This window comes from Streptomyces sp. NPDC053474 (assembly GCF_044544845.1).
Classification (GTDB): domain Bacteria; phylum Actinomycetota; class Actinomycetes; order Streptomycetales; family Streptomycetaceae; genus Streptomyces.
The window spans coordinates 426919-445659 of record NZ_JBITXV010000007.1; the positions used below are offsets into that span (position 1 = coordinate 426919).

The 18741-nt window shown below is 72.0% G+C and carries 20 protein-coding genes; 19 read left to right on the plus strand and 1 reads right to left on the minus strand.

The features are described from left to right. Positions 1 to 81 precede the first annotated feature (81 nt). Positions 82 to 2013, plus strand: coding sequence for an ATP-dependent zinc metalloprotease FtsH (gene ftsH / locus ACIG3E_RS19575; protein WP_399617625.1), 1932 nt, complete (start codon positions 82 to 84; stop codon positions 2011 to 2013). Between the two features lie 178 nt (positions 2014 to 2191). Here the strand turns inward: ftsH and ACIG3E_RS19580 are convergent, their stop codons facing one another. Next, positions 2192 to 3046, minus strand: coding sequence for an SAM-dependent methyltransferase (locus tag ACIG3E_RS19580; RefSeq protein ID WP_399617628.1), 855 nt, complete (start codon positions 3044 to 3046; stop codon positions 2192 to 2194). A 214-nt stretch (positions 3047 to 3260) separates the two neighbouring features. Here ACIG3E_RS19580 and proS point away from each other — a divergent pair, with 214 nt between their 5' ends. The 18 genes from proS (at position 3261) to ACIG3E_RS19670 (ending at position 18581) form a co-directional block, all read left to right on the plus strand. After that, positions 3261 to 4676, plus strand: coding sequence for a proline--tRNA ligase (proS, locus tag ACIG3E_RS19585; RefSeq protein WP_399617630.1), 1416 nt, complete (start codon positions 3261 to 3263; stop codon positions 4674 to 4676). Positions 4677 to 4919: 243 nt separating this feature from the next. Continuing rightward, on the plus strand, positions 4920 to 5552 hold the full coding sequence (locus tag ACIG3E_RS19590) for a hypothetical protein (RefSeq protein WP_138962063.1): 633 nt from the start codon (positions 4920 to 4922) through the stop codon (positions 5550 to 5552). A gap of 314 nt (positions 5553 to 5866) precedes the next feature. Then, entirely contained in the window at positions 5867 to 6295 is a 429-nt protein-coding gene (gene rpsP, locus ACIG3E_RS19595) for a 30S ribosomal protein S16 (protein WP_399617633.1), read from the plus strand. A 2-nt stretch (positions 6296 to 6297) separates the two neighbouring features. Next, entirely contained in the window at positions 6298 to 6537 is a 240-nt protein-coding gene (locus tag ACIG3E_RS19600) for an RNA-binding protein (protein WP_138962065.1), read from the plus strand. A 109-nt stretch (positions 6538 to 6646) separates the two neighbouring features. Then, positions 6647 to 7270 (plus strand): ribosome maturation factor RimM, encoded by a 624-nt coding sequence (rimM, locus tag ACIG3E_RS19605; RefSeq protein ID WP_399617637.1) that lies wholly within the window; start codon positions 6647 to 6649, stop codon positions 7268 to 7270. Then, a complete protein-coding gene (trmD, locus tag ACIG3E_RS19610; protein ID WP_399617640.1) occupies positions 7270 to 8091 on the plus strand; it encodes a tRNA (guanosine(37)-N1)-methyltransferase TrmD in 822 nt (273 codons plus the stop codon). The genes rimM and trmD overlap by 1 nt, the downstream gene beginning before the upstream one ends. Before the next feature lie 178 nt (positions 8092 to 8269). Continuing rightward, positions 8270 to 8620 carry a 50S ribosomal protein L19 gene (gene rplS, locus ACIG3E_RS19615; protein ID WP_399617642.1) on the plus strand — a complete coding sequence of 117 codons (351 nt, stop codon included), beginning with the start codon at positions 8270 to 8272 and terminating at the stop codon, positions 8618 to 8620. Between the two features lie 45 nt (positions 8621 to 8665). Further along, entirely contained in the window at positions 8666 to 9388 is a 723-nt protein-coding gene (gene lepB / locus ACIG3E_RS19620; RefSeq protein WP_399617645.1) for a signal peptidase I, read from the plus strand. Further along, on the plus strand, positions 9381 to 10463 hold the full coding sequence (lepB, locus tag ACIG3E_RS19625; RefSeq protein WP_399617648.1) for a signal peptidase I: 1083 nt from the start codon (positions 9381 to 9383) through the stop codon (positions 10461 to 10463). The genes lepB (ACIG3E_RS19620) and lepB (ACIG3E_RS19625) overlap by 8 nt, the downstream gene beginning before the upstream one ends. Then, a complete protein-coding gene (gene lepB / locus ACIG3E_RS19630; protein ID WP_399617651.1) occupies positions 10348 to 11361 on the plus strand; it encodes a signal peptidase I in 1014 nt (337 codons plus the stop codon). The genes lepB (ACIG3E_RS19625) and lepB (ACIG3E_RS19630) overlap by 116 nt, the downstream gene beginning before the upstream one ends. A gap of 168 nt (positions 11362 to 11529) precedes the next feature. Further along, positions 11530 to 12276, plus strand: a complete 747-nt coding sequence (lepB, locus tag ACIG3E_RS19635) for a signal peptidase I (RefSeq protein ID WP_399617654.1) — start codon at positions 11530 to 11532, stop codon at positions 12274 to 12276. After that, the gene (locus ACIG3E_RS19640; protein ID WP_399617657.1) at positions 12266 to 12775 is read left to right on the plus strand and encodes an NUDIX hydrolase; all 510 of its coding nucleotides are present in this window, start codon (positions 12266 to 12268) and stop codon (positions 12773 to 12775) included. The genes lepB (ACIG3E_RS19635) and ACIG3E_RS19640 overlap by 11 nt, the downstream gene beginning before the upstream one ends. A gap of 55 nt (positions 12776 to 12830) precedes the next feature. Then, a complete protein-coding gene (locus tag ACIG3E_RS19645) occupies positions 12831 to 13139 on the plus strand; it encodes a DUF2469 domain-containing protein (protein WP_003965949.1) in 309 nt (102 codons plus the stop codon). Between the two features lie 204 nt (positions 13140 to 13343). Then, a complete protein-coding gene (locus ACIG3E_RS19650) occupies positions 13344 to 13706 on the plus strand; it encodes a YraN family protein (RefSeq protein ID WP_399617660.1) in 363 nt (120 codons plus the stop codon). After that, positions 13706 to 15331 carry a YifB family Mg chelatase-like AAA ATPase gene (locus tag ACIG3E_RS19655; RefSeq protein WP_399617664.1) on the plus strand — a complete coding sequence of 542 codons (1626 nt, stop codon included), beginning with the start codon at positions 13706 to 13708 and terminating at the stop codon, positions 15329 to 15331. Before ACIG3E_RS19650 ends, ACIG3E_RS19655 begins: the two co-directional genes overlap by 1 nt. A gap of 179 nt (positions 15332 to 15510) precedes the next feature. Beyond that, positions 15511 to 16692, plus strand: coding sequence for a DNA-processing protein DprA (gene dprA / locus ACIG3E_RS19660; RefSeq protein ID WP_399617667.1), 1182 nt, complete (start codon positions 15511 to 15513; stop codon positions 16690 to 16692). Positions 16693 to 17003: 311 nt separating this feature from the next. Then, positions 17004 to 17849, plus strand: coding sequence for an RNA polymerase sigma factor WhiG (gene whiG, locus ACIG3E_RS19665; protein ID WP_138962076.1), 846 nt, complete (start codon positions 17004 to 17006; stop codon positions 17847 to 17849). A gap of 174 nt (positions 17850 to 18023) precedes the next feature. Beyond that, positions 18024 to 18581, plus strand: a complete 558-nt coding sequence (locus ACIG3E_RS19670; RefSeq protein ID WP_399617863.1) for a TetR/AcrR family transcriptional regulator — start codon at positions 18024 to 18026, stop codon at positions 18579 to 18581. Positions 18582 to 18741: the final 160 nt, after the last annotated feature.

The following is an 18741-nucleotide window of genomic DNA, read 5'->3' on the forward strand; positions in this document are numbered from 1 at the left end:
GGCGCCCCGGGCGCGTTCGGCGGCGGATTCGCGGGTGTCCGCGCGGGTGCCGTGCAGGTTTTTGTGACGTAACGTCCGCTTATGAGCAACCCCGTGCCGCCGCGCCAGAAGCCCGAGCAGCCCTGGCGCTCCGAGGGCGCTCCGGAGCCGCCGCCCGCACCGCCGCCCAAGCGGAAGATGCCGGGCGGCTGGGGCGGGCTCATCCTCACGGCCCTGATCGTGTACCTGATCGCCAACCTCGTCCTTTCCTTCTTCAACGACGGCGACGAGCCGACCATCTCGTACACCGAATTCAGCAAGCAGGTCGACGACGGCAACGTGTCGAAGATCTACTCCAAGGGCGACGCGATCCAGGGGCAGCTCAAGAAGGAGCGGAAGGACCCAGGCGGCGACGGGAACTACACGAAGTTCACGACCCAGCGGCCCGCGTTCGCGGACGACAAGCTGTGGCAGGACCTGACCAAGCACAAGGTCACGGTCACGGCCGAGCCGGTGGTGCAGGAGCGCAGCTTCCTGTCGAACCTGCTGATCTCGCTGGCGCCGATGCTGCTCCTGGTGGCGCTGTGGATCTTCATCGCGCGGCGGATGGCGTCCGGCATGGGCGGTGCGGGCGGGATGCTCGGGCGCAAGCAGCCGCCGAAGCCGGTGGAGCTGGAGCCGGGCAGGAAGCGCACCACGTTCGCGGACGTCGCGGGCATCGACGAGGTCGAGGGCGAGCTGAACGACGTCGTCGACTTCCTGCGCAACCCCGACGAGTACCGGAAGATGGGCGCCCGGATGCCCGGCGGCGTGCTGCTCGCCGGGCCGCCTGGCACGGGCAAGACGCTGCTCGCGCGGGCGGTGGCGGGGGAGGCGGGGGTGCCGTTCTTCTCGGCGTCGGCCTCCGAGTTCATCGAGATGATCGTGGGCGTCGGCGCCTCGCGGGTGCGTGAGCTGTTCGCGGAGGCCCGCAAGGTCGCGCCCGCGATCATCTTCATCGACGAGATCGACACCATCGGGCGGGCGCGCGGCGGCGGCAGCGGCATGGGCGGCCACGACGAGCGCGAGCAGACGCTCAACCAGATCCTGACCGAGATGGACGGCTTCTCCGGCTCGGAGGGCGTCATCGTCATCGCGGCCACGAACCGGGCCGACATCCTCGATCCGGCCCTGACCCGCCCCGGCCGCTTCGACCGGATCGTGAACGTCTCGCCGCCCGACCGGGGCGGCCGCGAGGCCATCCTCAAGATCCATACGCGGGCGATCCCGCTGGCGGAGGGCGTCGACCTGGCCCAGGTGGCCCGCACCACACCGGGGATGACCGGCGCGGACCTGGCGAACCTCGCCAACGAGGCGGCTCTCCTCGCGGTGAAGCGCAAGCAGTCCGCCGTCACCCAGTCCGACCTCTCCGAGGCCCTGGAGAAGGTCCAGCTGGGTGCCGAGCGGCCGCTGGTCATGCCGGACGAGGAGCGGCGCCGCACGGCGTACCACGAGAGCGGGCACGCCCTGCTCGGCATGTTGCAGCCGGGCGCCGACCCCGTCCGCAAGATCACCATCGTGCCGCGCGGCCGTGCCCTCGGCGTCACGCTCTCCACTCCGGACTCCGACAGGTACGCGTACACGGAGGAGTATCTGCGCGGCCGCATCATCGGCGCGCTCGGCGGCATGGCGGCCGAACACGTCGTCTACGGGGTCGTCACCACGGGCGCCGAGAACGACCTGGAGCAGGTCACCACCATCGCGCGCGGGATGGTCGCCCGCTGGGGCATGAGCGAGCGCGTCGGCCGACTCTCGGCCTTGCCGAACGACGCCCAGCAGGCGTACGGCCTCGCCGCCGCTCCGGAGACCCTCGACACCATCGACGGCGAGATGCGCCGCATCGTGGACGAGTGCTACGAGAGCGCCTGCCGCCAACTGCGCGACCACCGCGGCCAATTGGACGCCCTGGCCGACGCCCTGCTGGAGAACGAGACCCTGGAGGAGGCGGACGCCTACCGGGTGGCCGGGATCACCCGCCTCACGAAGGACGGTTGAGGCCGCGGGGGCAGCCACGACGGTGTGCGGGCCAGCCGTGGTCTACGGAGACGGGTCGTGGCCTACGGAGACGGGTCGTGGTTCACGAGGACGGGTCGTGGCCTACGGAGACAGGTCATGGTCTACGGAGACGAGTCGTGGTCTACGGGGATGACGGGTGTGTCTATGGAGACGACGGTTATGGCGTTCGGGCGATGAGGTAGCGGAAGACGTTCGGCATCCATATCGTGCCGTCGCGGCGCCGGTGCGGGTGGAGCGCCTCGGTCAGCTCCTTGTCGACCTGCGCCTGGTCCGTCGCGCCGACCGCCGCGTCGAACAGGCCCGTGGACAGGAGTCCGCGGACGGCGCTGTCCATGTCGGCGTAGCCGAAGGGGCAGGCCACGCGGCCCGAGCCGTCGGGGCGGAGGCCCGCGCGCTGCGCGACGTCCTCCAGGTCGTCCCGGCGGGCGGCGCGCCAGCCGACGGAACCGCGCAGGGGGTCGGCGAGCTTCGTCGCCACCCGGAGCACCGACGAGGTCGTGCAGCGCTCCGGCGGGCCCCAGCCCACCAGGACCACCGGCGCGCCGCGCTCGACGAGCGGCGCCGCGGCGTCGAGCAGGGCCGCCAGGTCGTCGGCGTCGCCCGCCCTGCACCCGATCGGCTGGAACGCGGTCACCACGGTGTACGCGGGCACGTCCGGCGCGGCGGCGTCCCCGGGGGAGCCCTGGAGGAGGCGGGTGCCGGCGCGCGCGGCGAACGGCCCCTCGGGCGCGAGGCGTTCGCGGGCCAGGGCGAGCCGTTCGGGCGCCGATGGCTCGACGCCGGTCACCGTCGCGCCGCGCGAGGCGGCCATCAGCAGGGCGAGCCCGGAGCCGCAGCCCAGGTCGAGCAGGCGGGTGCCCGCGCCCACTTCGAGTCGTCGGTACACCGCGTCCACGAGGGGGACCAGCATCCGCTCCTGGATCTCCGCCCAGTCACGCGCGCGTGCGCACCGGTCCACACGTGGGGGTGCACCCGCGCGCGGGAGGTGTGGGTGCACGAGCGTAGGTGTCATCGAAAGCGCCCCAATCCGCTGAGAGTTGTCCAGCTGATTCCTTACGATGCGTCCGCCCCCAGGACGTGCGTTCGCTCTCCCCCGTATGCCAGGGAACTCCGCTTCCGTCGTGGCGTCCAGGGGTTGTCAGGCAATGCTTGTGTGCCCCCGTCGTGCGCCCCCGCGCAGCGATATTTCCGGACCCTTCAGACGGCTCGGACGTACCATGCGCGCCATGGCAAAGGCACCCGTACTCACGCCCCGCGGGGACGACTTCCCCCGCTGGTACCAGGACCTGATCAGCAAGGCGGAGCTGGCCGACAACGGCCCGGTGCGCGGCACCATGGTCATCCGCCCGTACGGCTACGGCCTGTGGGAGCGGATGCAGCAGGAGCTGGACGCGCGCATCAAGGGCACTGGTGCGCAGAACGCGTACTTCCCGCTGCTCATCCCGCAGTCGTATCTGACGCGGGAGGCCGAGCACGTCGAGGGCTTCGCCCCGGAGCTCGCCGTCGTCACGCACGGCGGCGGCAAGGAGCTGGAGGAGCCGGTCGTCGTCCGGCCCACCTCGGAGACCATCGTCAACGAGTACTTCTCCAAGTGGGTGCAGAGCTACCGCGACCTGCCCCTGCTGATCAACCAGTGGGCCAACGTGGTCCGCTGGGAGCTGCGCCCCCGGCTGTTCCTGCGCACCTCGGAGTTCCTGTGGCAGGAGGGGCACACCGCCCACGCGACGTACGAGGACGCACGGGACTTCGCCGCCCGCGTCCACCGGGACGTCTACGGGGCCTTCATGCGGGACGTCCTCGCGATGGACTTCGTGCTCGGCCGCAAGACCGCCAAGGAGCGCTTCGCCGGGGCGATCAACACCCTCACGCTCGAAGGGATGATGGGCGACGGCAAGGCCCTCCAGCTCGGCACCAGCCACGAACTCGGCCAGAACTTCGCGCGTGCCTTCCAGACCCAGTACCTGTCCAAGGAGGGCACGCAGGAACTCGTCTGGCAGACCTCCTGGGGCGCCACGACGCGTCTGGTGGGCGCTCTGGTGATGATGCACGGCGACGACGACGGGCTGTGCGTGCCGCCGCGCCTCGCGCCCGTGCAGGTCGTCGTGCTCGCCGTGAAGGACGACGAGGCCGTGCTCGCGAAGGTTCGCGAGGTCGGCGAGCGGCTGACGGCGGCGGGTGTGCGCGTCCAGGTCGACGACCGTACGGACGTGCCGTTCGGGCGCCGCGCGGTCGACTGGGAGCTCAAGGGGGTGCCGGTGCGCGTGGAGGTCGGCCCGCGCGATCTGGCGGGCGGCACCGCGATGCTCGTGCGCCGCATCGCGGGCGGCAAGCAGCCCGTGGCCCTGGACGCCCTCGCCGCGCTGCTGCCCACGGTCCTGGAGGAGGACCAGGACCTGCTCCTGACCCGGGCCCGGGAGCGCCGCGAGTCCCGTACGAGCGAGGTGACCGGCGTGGAGGAGGCCGTGGAGGTGGCGTCGGCGGGCGGCTGGGCGCGTGTTCCGTGGTCCGCGCTCGGCCCCGACGGCGAGGCCCGGCTCGCCGAGCGCGGCGTGACCGTACGGTGTCTGGTCACGGAGGACGGGGCGGTGCCGGACGCCGATGAGACACCCGGTAACGTCGCCCTCGTAGCGCGCGCCTATTGAGACTTGGGGTTCCGGTCGGGCTGCCGTCGAGGCGCCTTCGGGGCTTCTCCTGGGCGACGCCTTGCGTCCTGCGCAACAGGCGCCCCGGCGCGCGGAGTTGACCCGAGCGCCGGGGCGTACGCGCCGCTACGTACAGGATTGATGCGAGCTGTGAGGCTTCTCCGCAGATCAGCGCACCCGCCCTCGTCCGGACGCATCAACGGCAACTGACGGGTAAGTGCAAAATATTTGAGATGCCCCGGAATGGAACCCGGAGGCACCTCGGCTCGTTGTCACGACGTGAGCACGACACCACCTGTTCTCGCCGCAGAGCTGGCACAGGCGTGGGCCGATATTCAGCGGCACCACCCTGAGCTGCCGGACCTAGCCGCGCCCGAATCCCTGATCGGAGAGTCGTCGTCCGCCTGTGGCGCCGAGCTCTCCTTCGAGCGACTGCTGCATGAAGCAGTCCACGGCATCGCCGCAGCCCGCGGTGTGCGCGACACCTCACGCGCGGGCCGCTACCACAACCGCAGATTCCTTGCGATCGCCGAGGAGATGGGCCTCGACCATCCCGAGGAGCCGCATCCGAGCAGCGGCTTCTCCCTGGTCACGCTCAACCCCGAGGCGAAGAAGCGCTACCGCCCGACGATGGACCGGCTCCAGCGCGCCCTCAAGGCGCACACGGCCGCGACCACGGCGGACACCACCCGCACCTTCCGCGGCCCGGCCGCCCGGCACGGCTCCTCCGGAGGCGGAGTGCGCGTGAAGGCCGTCTGCGACTGCGGGCGCAACGTCCGCGTCGTGCCGTCGGTGCTCGCCCAAGCCCCCATCATGTGCGGTGGCTGCGGGAAGCCCTTCCGCATCCCGGAAGTGGTGGGCGTGGGCGCGGGGTGACCCCCTGTGCAGAGGGTGGTCTCCTTCCCCCGGGGTGGGCCCCGTGCCCCGGGGGTGCCCCTGCCCGTGCGGCACCCGAATCGGCCTTCGGCCCCGTCCTCGAACGCCGGACGGGCTGGAAGCAGCCGGGGGCGGGGGGCGCGGTCGGCTGAGGGCGCCCACGCCAGCGTGTGGCACAATGGCTAGCTGTACTCGACAGCCGCACAGGACCCCTCTCTCCTCCGGCTGACGCGTCCATCGGGCCACTCGGGTACCGCAACCCCACGCGGCATCTCGTTGTGCCCACCCACGTCAAACCAGGAGAACCCACTCCCGTGGCAGTCAAGATCAAGCTGAAGCGTCTGGGCAAGATCCGTTCGCCTCACTACCGCATCGTCGTCGCCGACTCCCGTACCCGCCGTGACGGCCGGGCCATCGAGGAGATCGGTCTGTACCACCCGGTGCAGAACCCGTCGCGCATCGAGGTCAACGCCGAGCGCGTGGCGTACTGGCTCTCCGTCGGCGCCCAGCCGACCGAGCCCGTTCTCGCCATCCTGAAGAAGACCGGCGACTGGCAGAAGTTCAAGGGCGAGCCCGCCCCGGCGCCGCTGCTGCAGCCCGAGGTCAAGTCCGCGCGCCCGTCCTTCGAGGCCGTCAGCGCCGAGGACGAGCCCAAGGGTGAGGCCATCACCCAGAAGGCCAAGAAGGCCGACAAGAAGGCGGACGAGGCCAAGGCCGACTCCGCCGAGTCGACCGAGGCCTGAGCATGCTCGAGGAGGCTCTCGAGCACCTCGTGAAGGGCATCGTCGACAACCCCGACGACGTGCGGGTCGCCTCGCGCAACCTGCGCCGCGGGCGCGTCCTCGAAGTCCGGGTCCACCCGGACGACCTGGGCAAGGTGATCGGCCGCAACGGCCGCACCGCACGCGCCCTGCGCACCGTCGTGGGTGCCATCGGCGGCCGTGGTGTCCGCGTCGACCTCGTCGACGTGGATCAGGTTCGCTGATAACCGCACGTAGCACCGGCTCGGGCCGGGGAGGGCTCTGCAGCCCTCCCCGGCCCGAGCTCGTTCCGGGCCCCGGCCCCAGTCGCAGGTAGGGACAGGAGAGACACCAGTGCAGCTCGTAGTCGCGCGGATCGGCCGCGCCCACGGCATCAAGGGCGAGGTCACCGTCGAGGTGCGCACCGACGAGCCGGAGCTGCGGCTCGGCCCCGGCGCCGTGCTCGCCACCGACCCCGCCGCCCGGGGACCGCTGACCATCGAGAGCGGCCGGGTGCACAGCGGCCGGCTGCTGCTGCGCTTCGCGGGCGTCAGCGACCGCACCGGCGCCGAGGCGCTGCGCAACACCCTCCTCATCGCCGAGGTCGACCCGGAAGAGCTGCCCGAGGACGAGGACGAGTTCTACGACCACCAGCTCATGGACCTCGACGTCGTCACCACGGACGGCACCGAGGTCGGCCGGATCACGGAGATCTCGCACCTGCCCTCGCAGGACCTCTTCATCGTCGAGCGGCCCGACGGCAGCGAGGTGATGATCCCGTTCGTCGAGTCCATCGTCACCGAGATCGACCTGGAGGAGCAGCGGGCCGTCATCGACCCGCCGCCCGGCCTCATCGACGACCGCGCCGAGATCGCCTCCAGCAGGGACGCCGAGAGCACCCCGGAGGACGCCTCCGAGGGTGACGCGCGCGAGGGCTCCGCGGCCGAGCGGGACGCCCGGAGCGAGGGCGACGCCTGATGCGGCTCGACGTCGTCACGATCTTCCCCGAGTACCTGGAACCCCTGAACGTCTCGCTCGTCGGCAAGGCACGCGCGCGTGGCAGCCTCGACGTCCACGTGCACGACCTCAGGGAGTGGACGTACGACCGGCACAACACGGTCGACGACACCCCCTACGGCGGCGGTCCCGGCATGGTCATGAAGACCGAGCCCTGGGGCGACGCCCTCGACCAGGTCCTCGCCGACGGTTACGAGGCGGGCCGCTCACAGCCCGCCCTGGTCGTCCCGACGCCCAGCGGGCGCCCCTTCACCCAGGAACTCGCCGTCGAGCTGTCCGAGCGCCCCTGGCTGGTCTTCACGCCCGCGCGCTACGAAGGCATCGACCGCCGCGTCATCGACGAGTACGCGACCCGGATGCCCGTCTACGAGGTCTCCATCGGCGACTACGTCCTCGCGGGCGGCGAGGCCGCCGTCCTGGTCGTCACCGAGGCCGTGGCCCGCCTCTTGCCGGGCGTGCTCGGCAACGCCGAGTCCCACCGCGACGACTCCTTCGCCCCCGGGGCCATGGCCAACCTCCTGGAGGGCCCCGTCTACACCAAGCCCCCCGAGTGGCGCGGCCGCGGCATCCCGGACGTCCTGCTCAGCGGCCACCATGGCAAGATCGCGCGCTGGCGCAGGGACGAGGCGCTGCGCCGCACCACCGCCCACCGGCCCGACCTGATCGAGCGCTGCGAGCCTTCCGCCTTCGACAAGAAGGACCGGGAGATGCTCTCCATCCTGGGCTGGGAGCCCGAGCCCGGCGGCCGATTTTGGCGCAAGGCCCAGGACGTGGAAGAATAGGCAGCTGCTGTGCGTCCAGCGTGCGCCCCTGCCACAGGGGGACACGACGCTCGCCCGACGCGTCCAGCGGCCTCCGTGCCGCGAGTTTCCCCGGAAACGCATGCGCGTACGGAAGCACCCCGAACTCATCCCGACATACCGCTGATGACCTGTGGCATCAGCGAGGAAGCAGACGATCATGTCTCACCTGCTCGACTCCGTCGACTCCGCGTCGCTGCGCAGCGACATCCCGGCCTTCCGCCCGGGTGACACCGTCAACGTCCACGTCCGCGTCATCGAGGGCAACCGCTCCCGTGTGCAGCAGTTCAAGGGCGTAGTCATCCGCCGCCAGGGCGCCGGTGTCCGCGAGACCTTCACGGTCCGCAAGGTCTCCTTCTCCGTCGGCGTCGAGCGCACCTTCCCGGTGCACACCCCGATCGTCGAGAAGATCGAGCTCATCACCCGCGGTGACGTGCGTCGCGCCAAGCTGTACTACCTGCGCGACCTGCGCGGCAAGGCCGCGAAGATCAAGGAGAAGCGCGAGAGCTGAGCTCTGGCGCGGGTCCACAGCGGGGCCGGATAGCATCTGGCCCCGATGGACACCGAAGCACAGGACGCGGAGCGCGACCGCTCCTCCACACCCCCCGAGTCCACCCCCGCGAGCGCGGGCGCAGCGGACACGGAGGGCACGGAGGAGCGGTCGCGCTCCGCTTTCGCGTCCTTCGTGGCCTGGCTGCCCGGCGGCCGCCTCACCCTGGGCGCGCTGTTCAGCGTGGCCGTCCTGCTGCTCGTCACCACCTTCGTGGTGCAGCCCTACGAGATCCCGAGCGGCTCCATGGAGCCCACGTTCCGGGTCGGCGACCGGATACTCGTCAACAAGTTGGCGTACCGTTTCGGATCCGGACCGCAGCGCGGTGACGCGGTCGTCTTCGACGGCAGCGGCTACTTCGGAGACGCCGACTACGTGAAGCGGGTCGCGGGCGTCGGTGGTGACCGGGTGGTCTGCTGCGACAAGCGGGGGAGGATCAAGGTGAACGGCCAGCCGGTCGACGAGCCCTACCTCTTCCCGGGGGACAAGCCCTCCACGGTGGCCTTCGACGTCGTCGTGCCCGACGGCAGGATCTTCGTCCTCGGCGACCACCGCAGCGACTCCAGCGACTCCCGCGACCACCTGGGGTCCCCGGGCGGCGGGATGATCCCCGTGGACGACGTCATCGGCAGAGCCGACTGGATCGCCTGGCCGCTCGGCCGCTGGACCTCGCTGAAGCGCCCCGACGTGTACGCGCGCGTGCCCGCACCCGGCGGCGCCCATGGGTAGCCGCGGCCGGGCGAAGTCCCCCCAGCAGGACGACACCGGCCTGCCCACCGGCACCCGCCCAACCAGCGGCCCCGTACTGCCCGGCCGGGCCGAGCGGCGCAAACTGGCCAAGAAGGTCAAGCGCCGCAGACAGCGCTCCGCGATCAAGGAGATACCCCTCCTCATAGGCGTCGCCCTGCTCATAGCCCTGGTCCTGAAGACCTTCCTGGTGCAGGCCTTCGTGATCCCCTCGGGCTCCATGGAGCAGACGATCCGCATCGGGGACCGCGTCCTGGTGGACAAGCTCACCCCGTGGTTCGGCAACAAGCCCGAGCGCGGCGACGTCGTCGTCTTCAAGGACCCCGGCAACTGGCTGGAGGAGGAGCGGGGCAAGAAGCAGGACGACCCCGTGGTGGTCAAGCAGGTCAAACAGGGCCTGACCTTCATCGGCCTGCTCCCGTCCGACGACGAGCGCGACCTGATCAAGCGCGTCGTGGGCGTCGGCGGCGACACCGTGAAGTGCTGTGACAAGAACGACAAGGTCACCGTCAACGGCGTCCCGCTCGACGAGCCGTATCTGCACCCGGGCAACAAGCCGTCCGACTTCGCCTTCGAAGTGAAGGTCCCCAAGGGGCGCTTGTTCGTCATGGGCGACCACCGCGCGGACTCCGCCGACTCCCGCTTCCACCGCAACGAGAAGTTCAGCGGCACCGTCTCCGAGGACGAGGTCGTCGGCCGTGCGCTCGTCATCGCCTGGCCGTTCGGCCACTGGCGCAAACTGGAGGAACCCGATACGTACGCGTCGGTGCCCGACGCGCCCGACGGGTCGGACACGGCCACAGGTACGTCGCATAGGGTGGCCCCCGGCGATCGCAATGGAATGACCGGGCTCCCGACCCCTGCGGAACTCCCGCTCGTTATGGGAGTGGTGGGCCTGCGTCGCATACGGGGCAGGCAGCGGCACGGACTGAGGAGTGGATGTGGGGGATGTGGCGGTCGGCGCACGATCCGGACACGATGGGCCCGAGGAGCGGCCGCGGCACTCCGGGGAGCCCGCGCCCGCGCCACCGGCGGGCGGCGTGAACGCCGCTCCTGACACCCCGGCCCCGGGGGACGCCGGAGCGCCGGAGCCCGGTACGCCCGGCCCGCCCCCCGGCGCCGCGCCCGGGACGCCGGAGCAGCAGCCCGGTGCGGCGGGCGCCGAGCCGCCGAAGCCGCCCGAGCCCGCGAAGGCCAAGAAGCACAAGTCCTTCTGGAAGGAGCTGCCGCTCCTCATCGGCATCGCGCTGGTCCTGGCCCTGATCATCAAGACCTTCCTGGTCCAGGCCTTCTCGATCCCCTCGGACTCGATGCAGAACACGCTCCAGCAGGGCGACCGGGTCCTGGTCGACAAGCTGACGCCGTGGTTCGGCTCCGAGCCCGAGCGCGGCGAGGTCGTCGTCTTCAAGGACCCCGGCCACTGGCTGGACGGCGAGCCCACGCCCGACCCGAACGCCGTGCAGCGGGTGCTCGGCTGGATCGGCCTGATGCCGTCCGCCGACGAGAAGGACCTCATCAAGCGCGTCATCGGCGTCGGCGGTGACACCGTGGAGTGCAAGGGCACCGGCCCCCTGAAGGTCAACGGCAAGGCGTTGAACGAGCCGTACGTCTACCCCGGCAACACCCCCTGCACCGACGACGACCAGGGCGGCCAGTTCAAGATCACGGTGCCCAAGGGCAAAATCTGGGTCATGGGTGACCACCGGCAGAACTCGCTGGACTCCCGCTACCACCAGAACCAGGCGGGCGGCGGCGCCGTCCCCGTCGGCAACGTCGTCGGCCGCGCCTTCGTCATCGCCTGGCCCCCCACCCGCTGGGGAACGCTGCCGGTCCCGGACACCTTCGACCAGCCCGGCATCAGCCAGGCGATGAGCGCGGCACCCGCCGCCCTCGGCCTCGCGGGCGCCGTGCCGCTGGTGCTGTGGCGCCGCCGCCGCACGGCCCGCACCGCCTGATACCCGGCGGCACCAGGGTTTCTGGCGGGGGTACCGCCGGGTAGTCTGCCGTCCCAGATCGCCGATCTTCCGTGGTCCGGTCCCGTCAGCGCGCCCGTCGGCCCCGTATGCCGGTCCGCCGCCGGGGGCGGGGCGACGGGGTCGTCTCCGAGCCGGGGGAGCACTGGGATGAGCAGCAGGACACGTCGTACGGACGAGGGCCACGGACGGCTCGGCAGCGTGCTGTCGGGAGTCGCCGTGGCCCTCGGCTGCGTCCTCTTCCTCGGCGGCTTCGTCTGGGGCGCCGTCCTCTACCAGCCGTACACCGTGCCCACCGGCTCCATGACGCCAACCATCGGCGCGGGCGACCGGGTGCTCGCCCAGCGGATCGACGGGGACGACGTGCGCCGTGGTGACGTCGTCGTCTTCCGGCAGAAGTCCTGGGGCAACCTGCCCATGGTCAAGCGGGTCGTCGGCATCGGCGGTGACAAGGTCGCCTGCTGCACGGACGGCAAGCTGACCGTCAACGGCAAGCAGATCGCAGAACCGTATCTCTCCCGGGGCATGGACAGCGCCATCCCGTCCACCACCGTCCCCAAGGGGCGTCTGTTCCTGCTCGGCGACGAGCGCAACGGCTCCCTGGACTCCACCGCCCACCTGGAGGAGGCCGGTAGCGGCTCCGTGCCCCGCAGCGCCGTGAAGGGCCGCGTGGACGCCGTCGCCTGGCCGCTGGACGGCATGCTCGACCGGCCCACCGGCTTCGACGCCCTGCCGGGCGGCACGTCCGAGCCCGGCCCGCTGCGGCTCCTCGTGGGGGCGGTCGTGGCCGGTGCCGCACTGGTGCTCGGCGGGGCCGCGTACGGGCCCGTCGCCGGTCTGGTGCGCCGGGGCGGCCGGGGCCGCAGCGGGGTCACGGAGACCGCCGGTGTCGGCTGAGGACGCGGTGGCCGGGCGGCCGCTGCGGAAGGTGGCCCGGGTCGTGCTGCTCGACGAGCGCGACCGGATCCTGCTGCTGCACGGCCATGAGCCGGGCGACCGGGCGGACGACTGGTGGTTCACCCCGGGCGGCGGCCTGGAGGGCGACGAGACGCGCGAACAGGCCGCGCTGCGGGAGCTCGCCGAGGAGACCGGCATCACGGACGTCGAGCTCGGCCCGGTGCTGTGGCGGCGCGTGTGCTCCTTCCCGTTCGCCGGACGGCGCTGGGACCAGGACGAGTGGTACTACCTGGGGCGGACGTCCCAGACGGCGGTCCGGGCGACGGGCCTGACCGACCTGGAGCGGAGCAGCGTCGCCGGAGCGCGTTGGTGGACGTGCCCGGAACTGGCCCGGGCGCATGAGACGGTGTACCCGACCAGGCTCGCCGAGCTGCTGCGCAAGCTGCTCGACGAGGGTCCTCCGCAACGGCCCGAGACCCTGGACACGGAAATCGTGTAGAGGCCTCCGGGGCTGGCGCACAATAGGGGGACGCACGGCTGAAGGGGAACATGCCATGAGCGCCGAGGACCTCGAGAAGTACGAGACCGAGATGGAGCTGAAGCTCTACCGGGAGTACCGAGATGTCGTCGGTCTGTTCAAATACGTGATTGAGACCGAGCGGCGTTTCTACCTCACGAACGACTACGAGATGCAGGTGCACTCGGTCCAGGGTGAGGTGTTCTTCGAGGTCTCCATGGCGGACGCCTGGGTGTGGGACATGTATAGACCCGCCCGCTTCGTCAAGCAGGTACGGGTGCTCACGTTCAAGGACGTGAATATCGAGGAGCTCAACAAGAGCGATCTGGAGCTGCCGGGCGGCTGATGCCGGGGCGGGGTGGCCGGAGCTCGGCGTGGGCGCGGCCCTCTGCGCGTGCGGCCTCATCGGTGTGGCCCTCTGCGGATGTGGCTTCCCTTGCGGGTGGCTCCCCGTGTGGGTGACGAAGTTGTCCACAACCCGTCGGTAGCACACCAAGATCCACAACGTGCGGCCCGCCTCGCGACCGTTGATGTCGGAGGTGGTGCCGACATGAACGCACGAGGCGCACTCGGCAAGTACGGCGAACAACTGGCCGCCCGGCGGCTCGCCGAAGCCGGAATGACGGTCCTGGAGCGCAACTGGCGCGGAGGCAGGACCGGAGAGATCGACATCGTCGCCCGTGACGGCGACGTGCTGGTGGTCTGCGAGGTGAAGACCCGCAGGGCGGTGTCCTTCGAGCATCCGATGGCGGCGGTGACACCCGCCAAGGCCGAGCGCCTTCGCGGGCTCGCCGAGCGCTGGGTGCAGGAGCACGGCGGAGCCCCACCGGGCGGCGTGCGGATCGACCTGGTCGGCGTCCTGCTGCCCGAGCGCGGCGCACCCGTGGTGGAGCACGTGCGGGGGGTGTCCTGATGGGATTCGCGCGTACGTGCTCGGTGGCCCTCGTCGGGGTGGAGGGCGTCGTGGTAGAGGTGCAGGCCGATCTGGAGCCGGGTGTCGCGGCGTTCACGCTGGTGGGACTCCCGGACAAGAGCCTCACGGAGAGCCGTGACCGGGTCAGGGCGGCCGTCGTCAACTCGGGCGGCGAGTGGCCCCAGAAGAAGCTCACGGTGGGCCTGAGCCCCGCGTCCGTGCCCAAGGGCGGCAGCGGCTTCGACCTGGCGGTGGCCTGCGCGGTCCTCGGCGCCGCGGAGCGCATCGACCCACGAGTCCTCGCCGACATCGTGATGATCGGCGAACTGGGCCTCGACGGCCGGGTGCGCCCGGTGCGCGGCGTACTGCCCGCCGTCCTCGCAGCCGCCGACGCGGGGTATGAGCAGGTGGTCGTCCCCGAGTGCACGGCGGCGGAGGCCGCGCTCGTGCCCGGCGTCTCCGTCCTCGGCGTGCGCAGCCTGCGCCAGCTGATCGCGGTGCTCACCGACGAGCCCGTGCCGGACGAGGCGCCGGACGACACCGGGCGACCGGACCGGCTGATGGCCGGTCTCAGCCTGCCGGGCGCCGGACTCGGTGTGGACGTGGGCGGCGTCGGTGCGCACGGCCACGACCACGCGCACGATCTGGCGGACGTGGTGGGCCAGTTGTCGGCGCGCACGGCGATGGAGGTGGCCGCCGCGGGCGGGCACCACGTCTTCCTCCACGGATCACCGGGCGCGGGCAAGACGATGCTCGCCGAGCGGCTGCCGACCATCATGCCCAGGCTGACCAGGGCGGAGTCCCTGGAGGTGACGGCGGTCCACTCGGTCGCGGGCATGCTGCCGCCGGGCAAGCCCCTCGTGGACATCCCCCCGTTCTGCGCGCCGCACCACTCCTCGACCATGCAGTCCCTCGTCGGCGGCGGCCGAGGCGTCGCCCGCCCCGGAGCGGTCTCCCTGGCGCACCGCGGCGTCCTGTTTTTGGACGAGGCGCCGGAGTTCAGCACCCACGCGCTCGACGCCCTGCGGCAGCCGCTGGAGTCCGGGCACGTCGTGATCGCCCGGAGCGCCGGGGTCGTGCGGCTGCCGTCGAGGTTCCTCATGCTCCTCGCTGCGAACCCGTGCCCGTGCGGCCGGTTCAGCCTGACCGGTGATGCCTGCGACTGCTCGCCCAGCAGTGTCCGCCGCTATCAGGCCCGGCTCTCCGGGCCGCTCCTCGACCGGATCGACCTGCGGGTCGAGGTGGAGCCCGTGACGCGCGCCGAGCTGACGGCGCAGGGAGCGCGGGGCGAGACCACGCGCGTGGTGGCCGAGCGGGTGCGAGCGGCCCGTGAGCGGGCGGCCGCGCGGTTCAAGGACACACCGTGGCGCACGAACAGCGACGTACCCGGCCATGAGCTGCGCACCCGCTGGCACGCGCTGCCGGGCGCGCTGAGCGAGGCGGAGCACAGCCTGGAGCGGGGACTGCTGACCGCGCGCGGCCTGGACCGGGTCCTGCGGGTCGCCTGGACCATCGCGGACCTGGCGGGCCACGACCGCCCGGACGAGGGCGACGTGGGCCTGGCGCTGCAGCTGCGCACGGGGGTGCCGCGCGGGGTGCCCATGGTGGTCGGGGCCCGGACGTGAGCGCGGAGCGGGGCAGCGGTCGGGAGGCCGTCCCGGGGGCGCAGGCCGGATCGCCCTCGGGCCCGGCGGCACCGGGGGAGCCGTCCGCGGGGCCTGACCCGCACCGGGGCGCCCTCCCGGGCACAGGCGCCTCCCCAGGCCCGGGGCCGGACCAGGGTCCCTCCCCGGGGCCGGGCCCCGTGCCAGACCAGGGGCCTTCCCCGGGCCGGGACCCCGTGCCGGACGAGGAGCGGCTCGCCCGGGTCGCCCTGACGCGGGTCCTTGAGCCGGGGGATCCCGTGGGCGGGTGGTGGCTGCGCGAGTGGGGCGCCGCGGCGGTGCTGGGACGCCTTGAGGAGGGCGAGGAGATGCTGCCCGGGGTGAGCGCCCGGCGCTGGGAGGGGCTGCGGGCGCGGGCCGGGCGGGTGCGGCCGGCGCGGGACCTGGAGGTCGCGGCCGCGGCAGGGGCGCGGTTCGTGACGCCCGCGGACGCGGAGTGGCCTGCGCAGCTCGACGACCTGGGGGACGCGCGGCCCGTCGGGCTCTGGGTGCGAGGGCGGCCCTCACTGCGGATCTGGGCGCTGCGCTCGGTGGCCCTCGTGGGGGCGCGGGCCTGCACGGAGTACGGAGCGCACATGGCGGCGAGCCTCGGCGCGGGACTCGCCGAGCGCGGCTGGGTGGTGGTGTCCGGCGGTGCGTACGGCGTGGACGGCGCCGCGCATCGGGGCGCCCTGGGCGCGGGCGGCGCCACCGTGGCCGTGCTCGCGTGCGGGGTCGACCGACCCTATCCGCGCGGCCACACCCAGTTGATCGGCAGGATCGCGGAACAGGGCCTCGTGGTGGGGGAGTTGCCCCCGGGCGACCACCCGACGCCGAGCAGATTCGTCCTGCGGAACCGCGTGATCGCGGCCCTCACCCGCGGCACCGTCGTCGTGGAGGCCGCCTATCGCAGCGGGGCGCTCGTCACGGCGCGGGCCGCGCGGGAGCTCGGGCGGTTCACGATGGGCGTGCCGGGGCCCGCCACCAGCGGCTTGTCGGCGGGCGTCCATGAACTCCTGCGCGGGGACGCGATCCTGGTCACCGACGCCGCCGAAGTCGCCGAGCTGGTGGGGGACATGGGCGAGCTCGCCCCGCGGCGGCGCGGCCCCGTCGTGCCGCGCGACCTGCTCGCCCCCGGCGCGGCCCGGGTGCTCGCGGCACTGCCCGCCCGCGGTGCGGCAGCGGTCTCCGAGGTGGCGCGGGGTGCGGGCACCAGTGCGGACGACGCGGTCGCCAGGTTGTACGAACTTCGCTCGCTGGGGTTCGTCGAACGAGAGGGCGACGGATGGCAGTTGACACGCCAGGCGTTTCTGTCGGCCTTTCCCGAGGGGGGTGATACGTGACTGTGCGTATTCCGCCGGATGGATGACGGTGCGGTGTCCACCTGACGGCCTTGGGAAACGGCGCAGTTGGCGCCTTAGATCCATTACACAGAGCGACGGCGGCAGACCGCTCGGACGTAAAGCGGAACGTATCTGCGTACGCGCGATCCCATACTCTTCGCTCACCGCGACACTTCAGTCACGCTACGCTCGCGACGAATCCGGTGCGGACAGGCAATCAGACGGACAACCTCATTCACTTCACGCAAACCCCCACCCGAACCAGTTCCGACAACCTCTCAGATCCACGGCAGAACGGCTCAAGGCGACGCATGCCCCAGCACACCTCCGGGTCCGACCGGGCGGCCATTCCCCCAGCCGCCCGTAGCGGCGAGCAGGAGCGGCGGCCTCCCGCGCCCTCGTCGCTGGACGAGCTGTGGCGGTCGTACAAGTCGACGGGCGACGGGCGGCTGCGCGAGCAGCTGATCCTGCACTACTCACCCCTGGTGAAATACGTCGCGGGCCGCGTCAGCGTGGGCCTTCCGTCCAACGTCGAGCAGGCCGACTTCGTCTCCTCCGGCGTCTTCGGGCTCATCGACGCGATCGAGAAGTTCGACATCGAGCGGTCGATCAAGTTCGAGACGTACGCGATCACCCGCATCCGTGGAGCCATGATCGACGAGCTGCGGGCGCTCGACTGGATCCCCCGGTCGGTGCGGCAGAAGGCGCGCAATGTGGAGCGGGCCTACGCGACCCTGGAGGCCCGGCTCAGGCGCACGCCCTCGGAGGGCGAGGTGGCCGCCGAGATGGGCATCCAGGTGGAGGAACTGCACGCGGTGTTCAGCCAGTTGTCGTTGGCCAACGTCGTCGCCCTGGAGGAGCTGCTGCACGTCGGCGGCGAGGGCGGCGACCGGCTGAGCCTGATGGACACCCTGGAGGACACCGCCGCCGACAACCCCGTCGAGGTCGCCGAGGACCGCGAGCTGCGGCGGCTGCTCGCCCGCGCCATCAATACGCTGCCGGAGCGCGAGAAGACCGTGGTCACGCTGTACTACTACGAGGGCCTCACGCTGGCCGAGATCGGCAATGTGCTCGGGGTCACCGAGAGCCGGGTCAGTCAGATCCACACCAAGTCGGTGCTCCAGTTGCGGGCGAAGCTGGCCAGTTTCGGTCGCTGAGTGAGCTGAATCGTCCCTTCCTGGGCGGCGCTTTCCACCGCTCGCTCCCTCCGTCCGCGCCGCGGATGTGCCTCGCCGCGCCCTCGCGGCCAGGAAGAGTGCCTGCCTGGCGGCCTCCCCTGGCGCGGGGCGCGTCCGTAAAGTGGAGGCGTGCCAAGGATTCGAGCGGCCTCTGTGGCCGAGCACCGGTCGATGCAGCGCGGCGCCCTGCTGGACGCCGCGCGCACCCTGCTGTCCGAGGGCGGGACGGAGGCGCTGACGTTCCCCGCGCTGGCCGAGCGCACGGGACTCGCGCGCTCGTCCGTCTATGAGTACTTCCGCTCCCGCGCGGCCGTCGTCGAAGAGCTCTGCGAGGTCGACTTCCCGGTCTGGGCGGCGGAGGTCTCGGCGGCGATGGAGCGGGCCGAAACGCCCGAGGGGCAAGTCGAGGCCTATGTGCGCCAGCAGCTCGCGCTGGTCGGGGACCGGCGGCACCGGGCCGTGGTCGCGATCTCCGCGAGCGAGCTGGACGCCGGGGCGCGGGAGAAGATCCGGGCCGCGCACGGGGGCCTGGTGGCCATGATCGTGGAGGCCCTCGACGCCCTCGGGCATCAGGAGCCCCGGCTCGCGGCCATGCTGCTCCAGGGCGTCGTGGACGCGGCGGTGCGGCGCATCGAGCTCGGTGTGGCCGAGGAGCCCGAGGCCATCACGGAAGCGGCGGTGACCATGGCCCTGCGGGGCGTGCGGGGCTGAGCCCCGGGCCCGACGGGCGGCCGAGGCCCGGCCGGGCCGCAGCGGCGCTCGGCGGCGGTGGGCCGTGCCCGCCCCTCCCCGAAGCCCCGGCCTCGCCCGGCCGGGGAAGGCGCCCCTCGCCCTGCGGCACGGCCGCCCACAGCCAGGGCGGCCACACCGG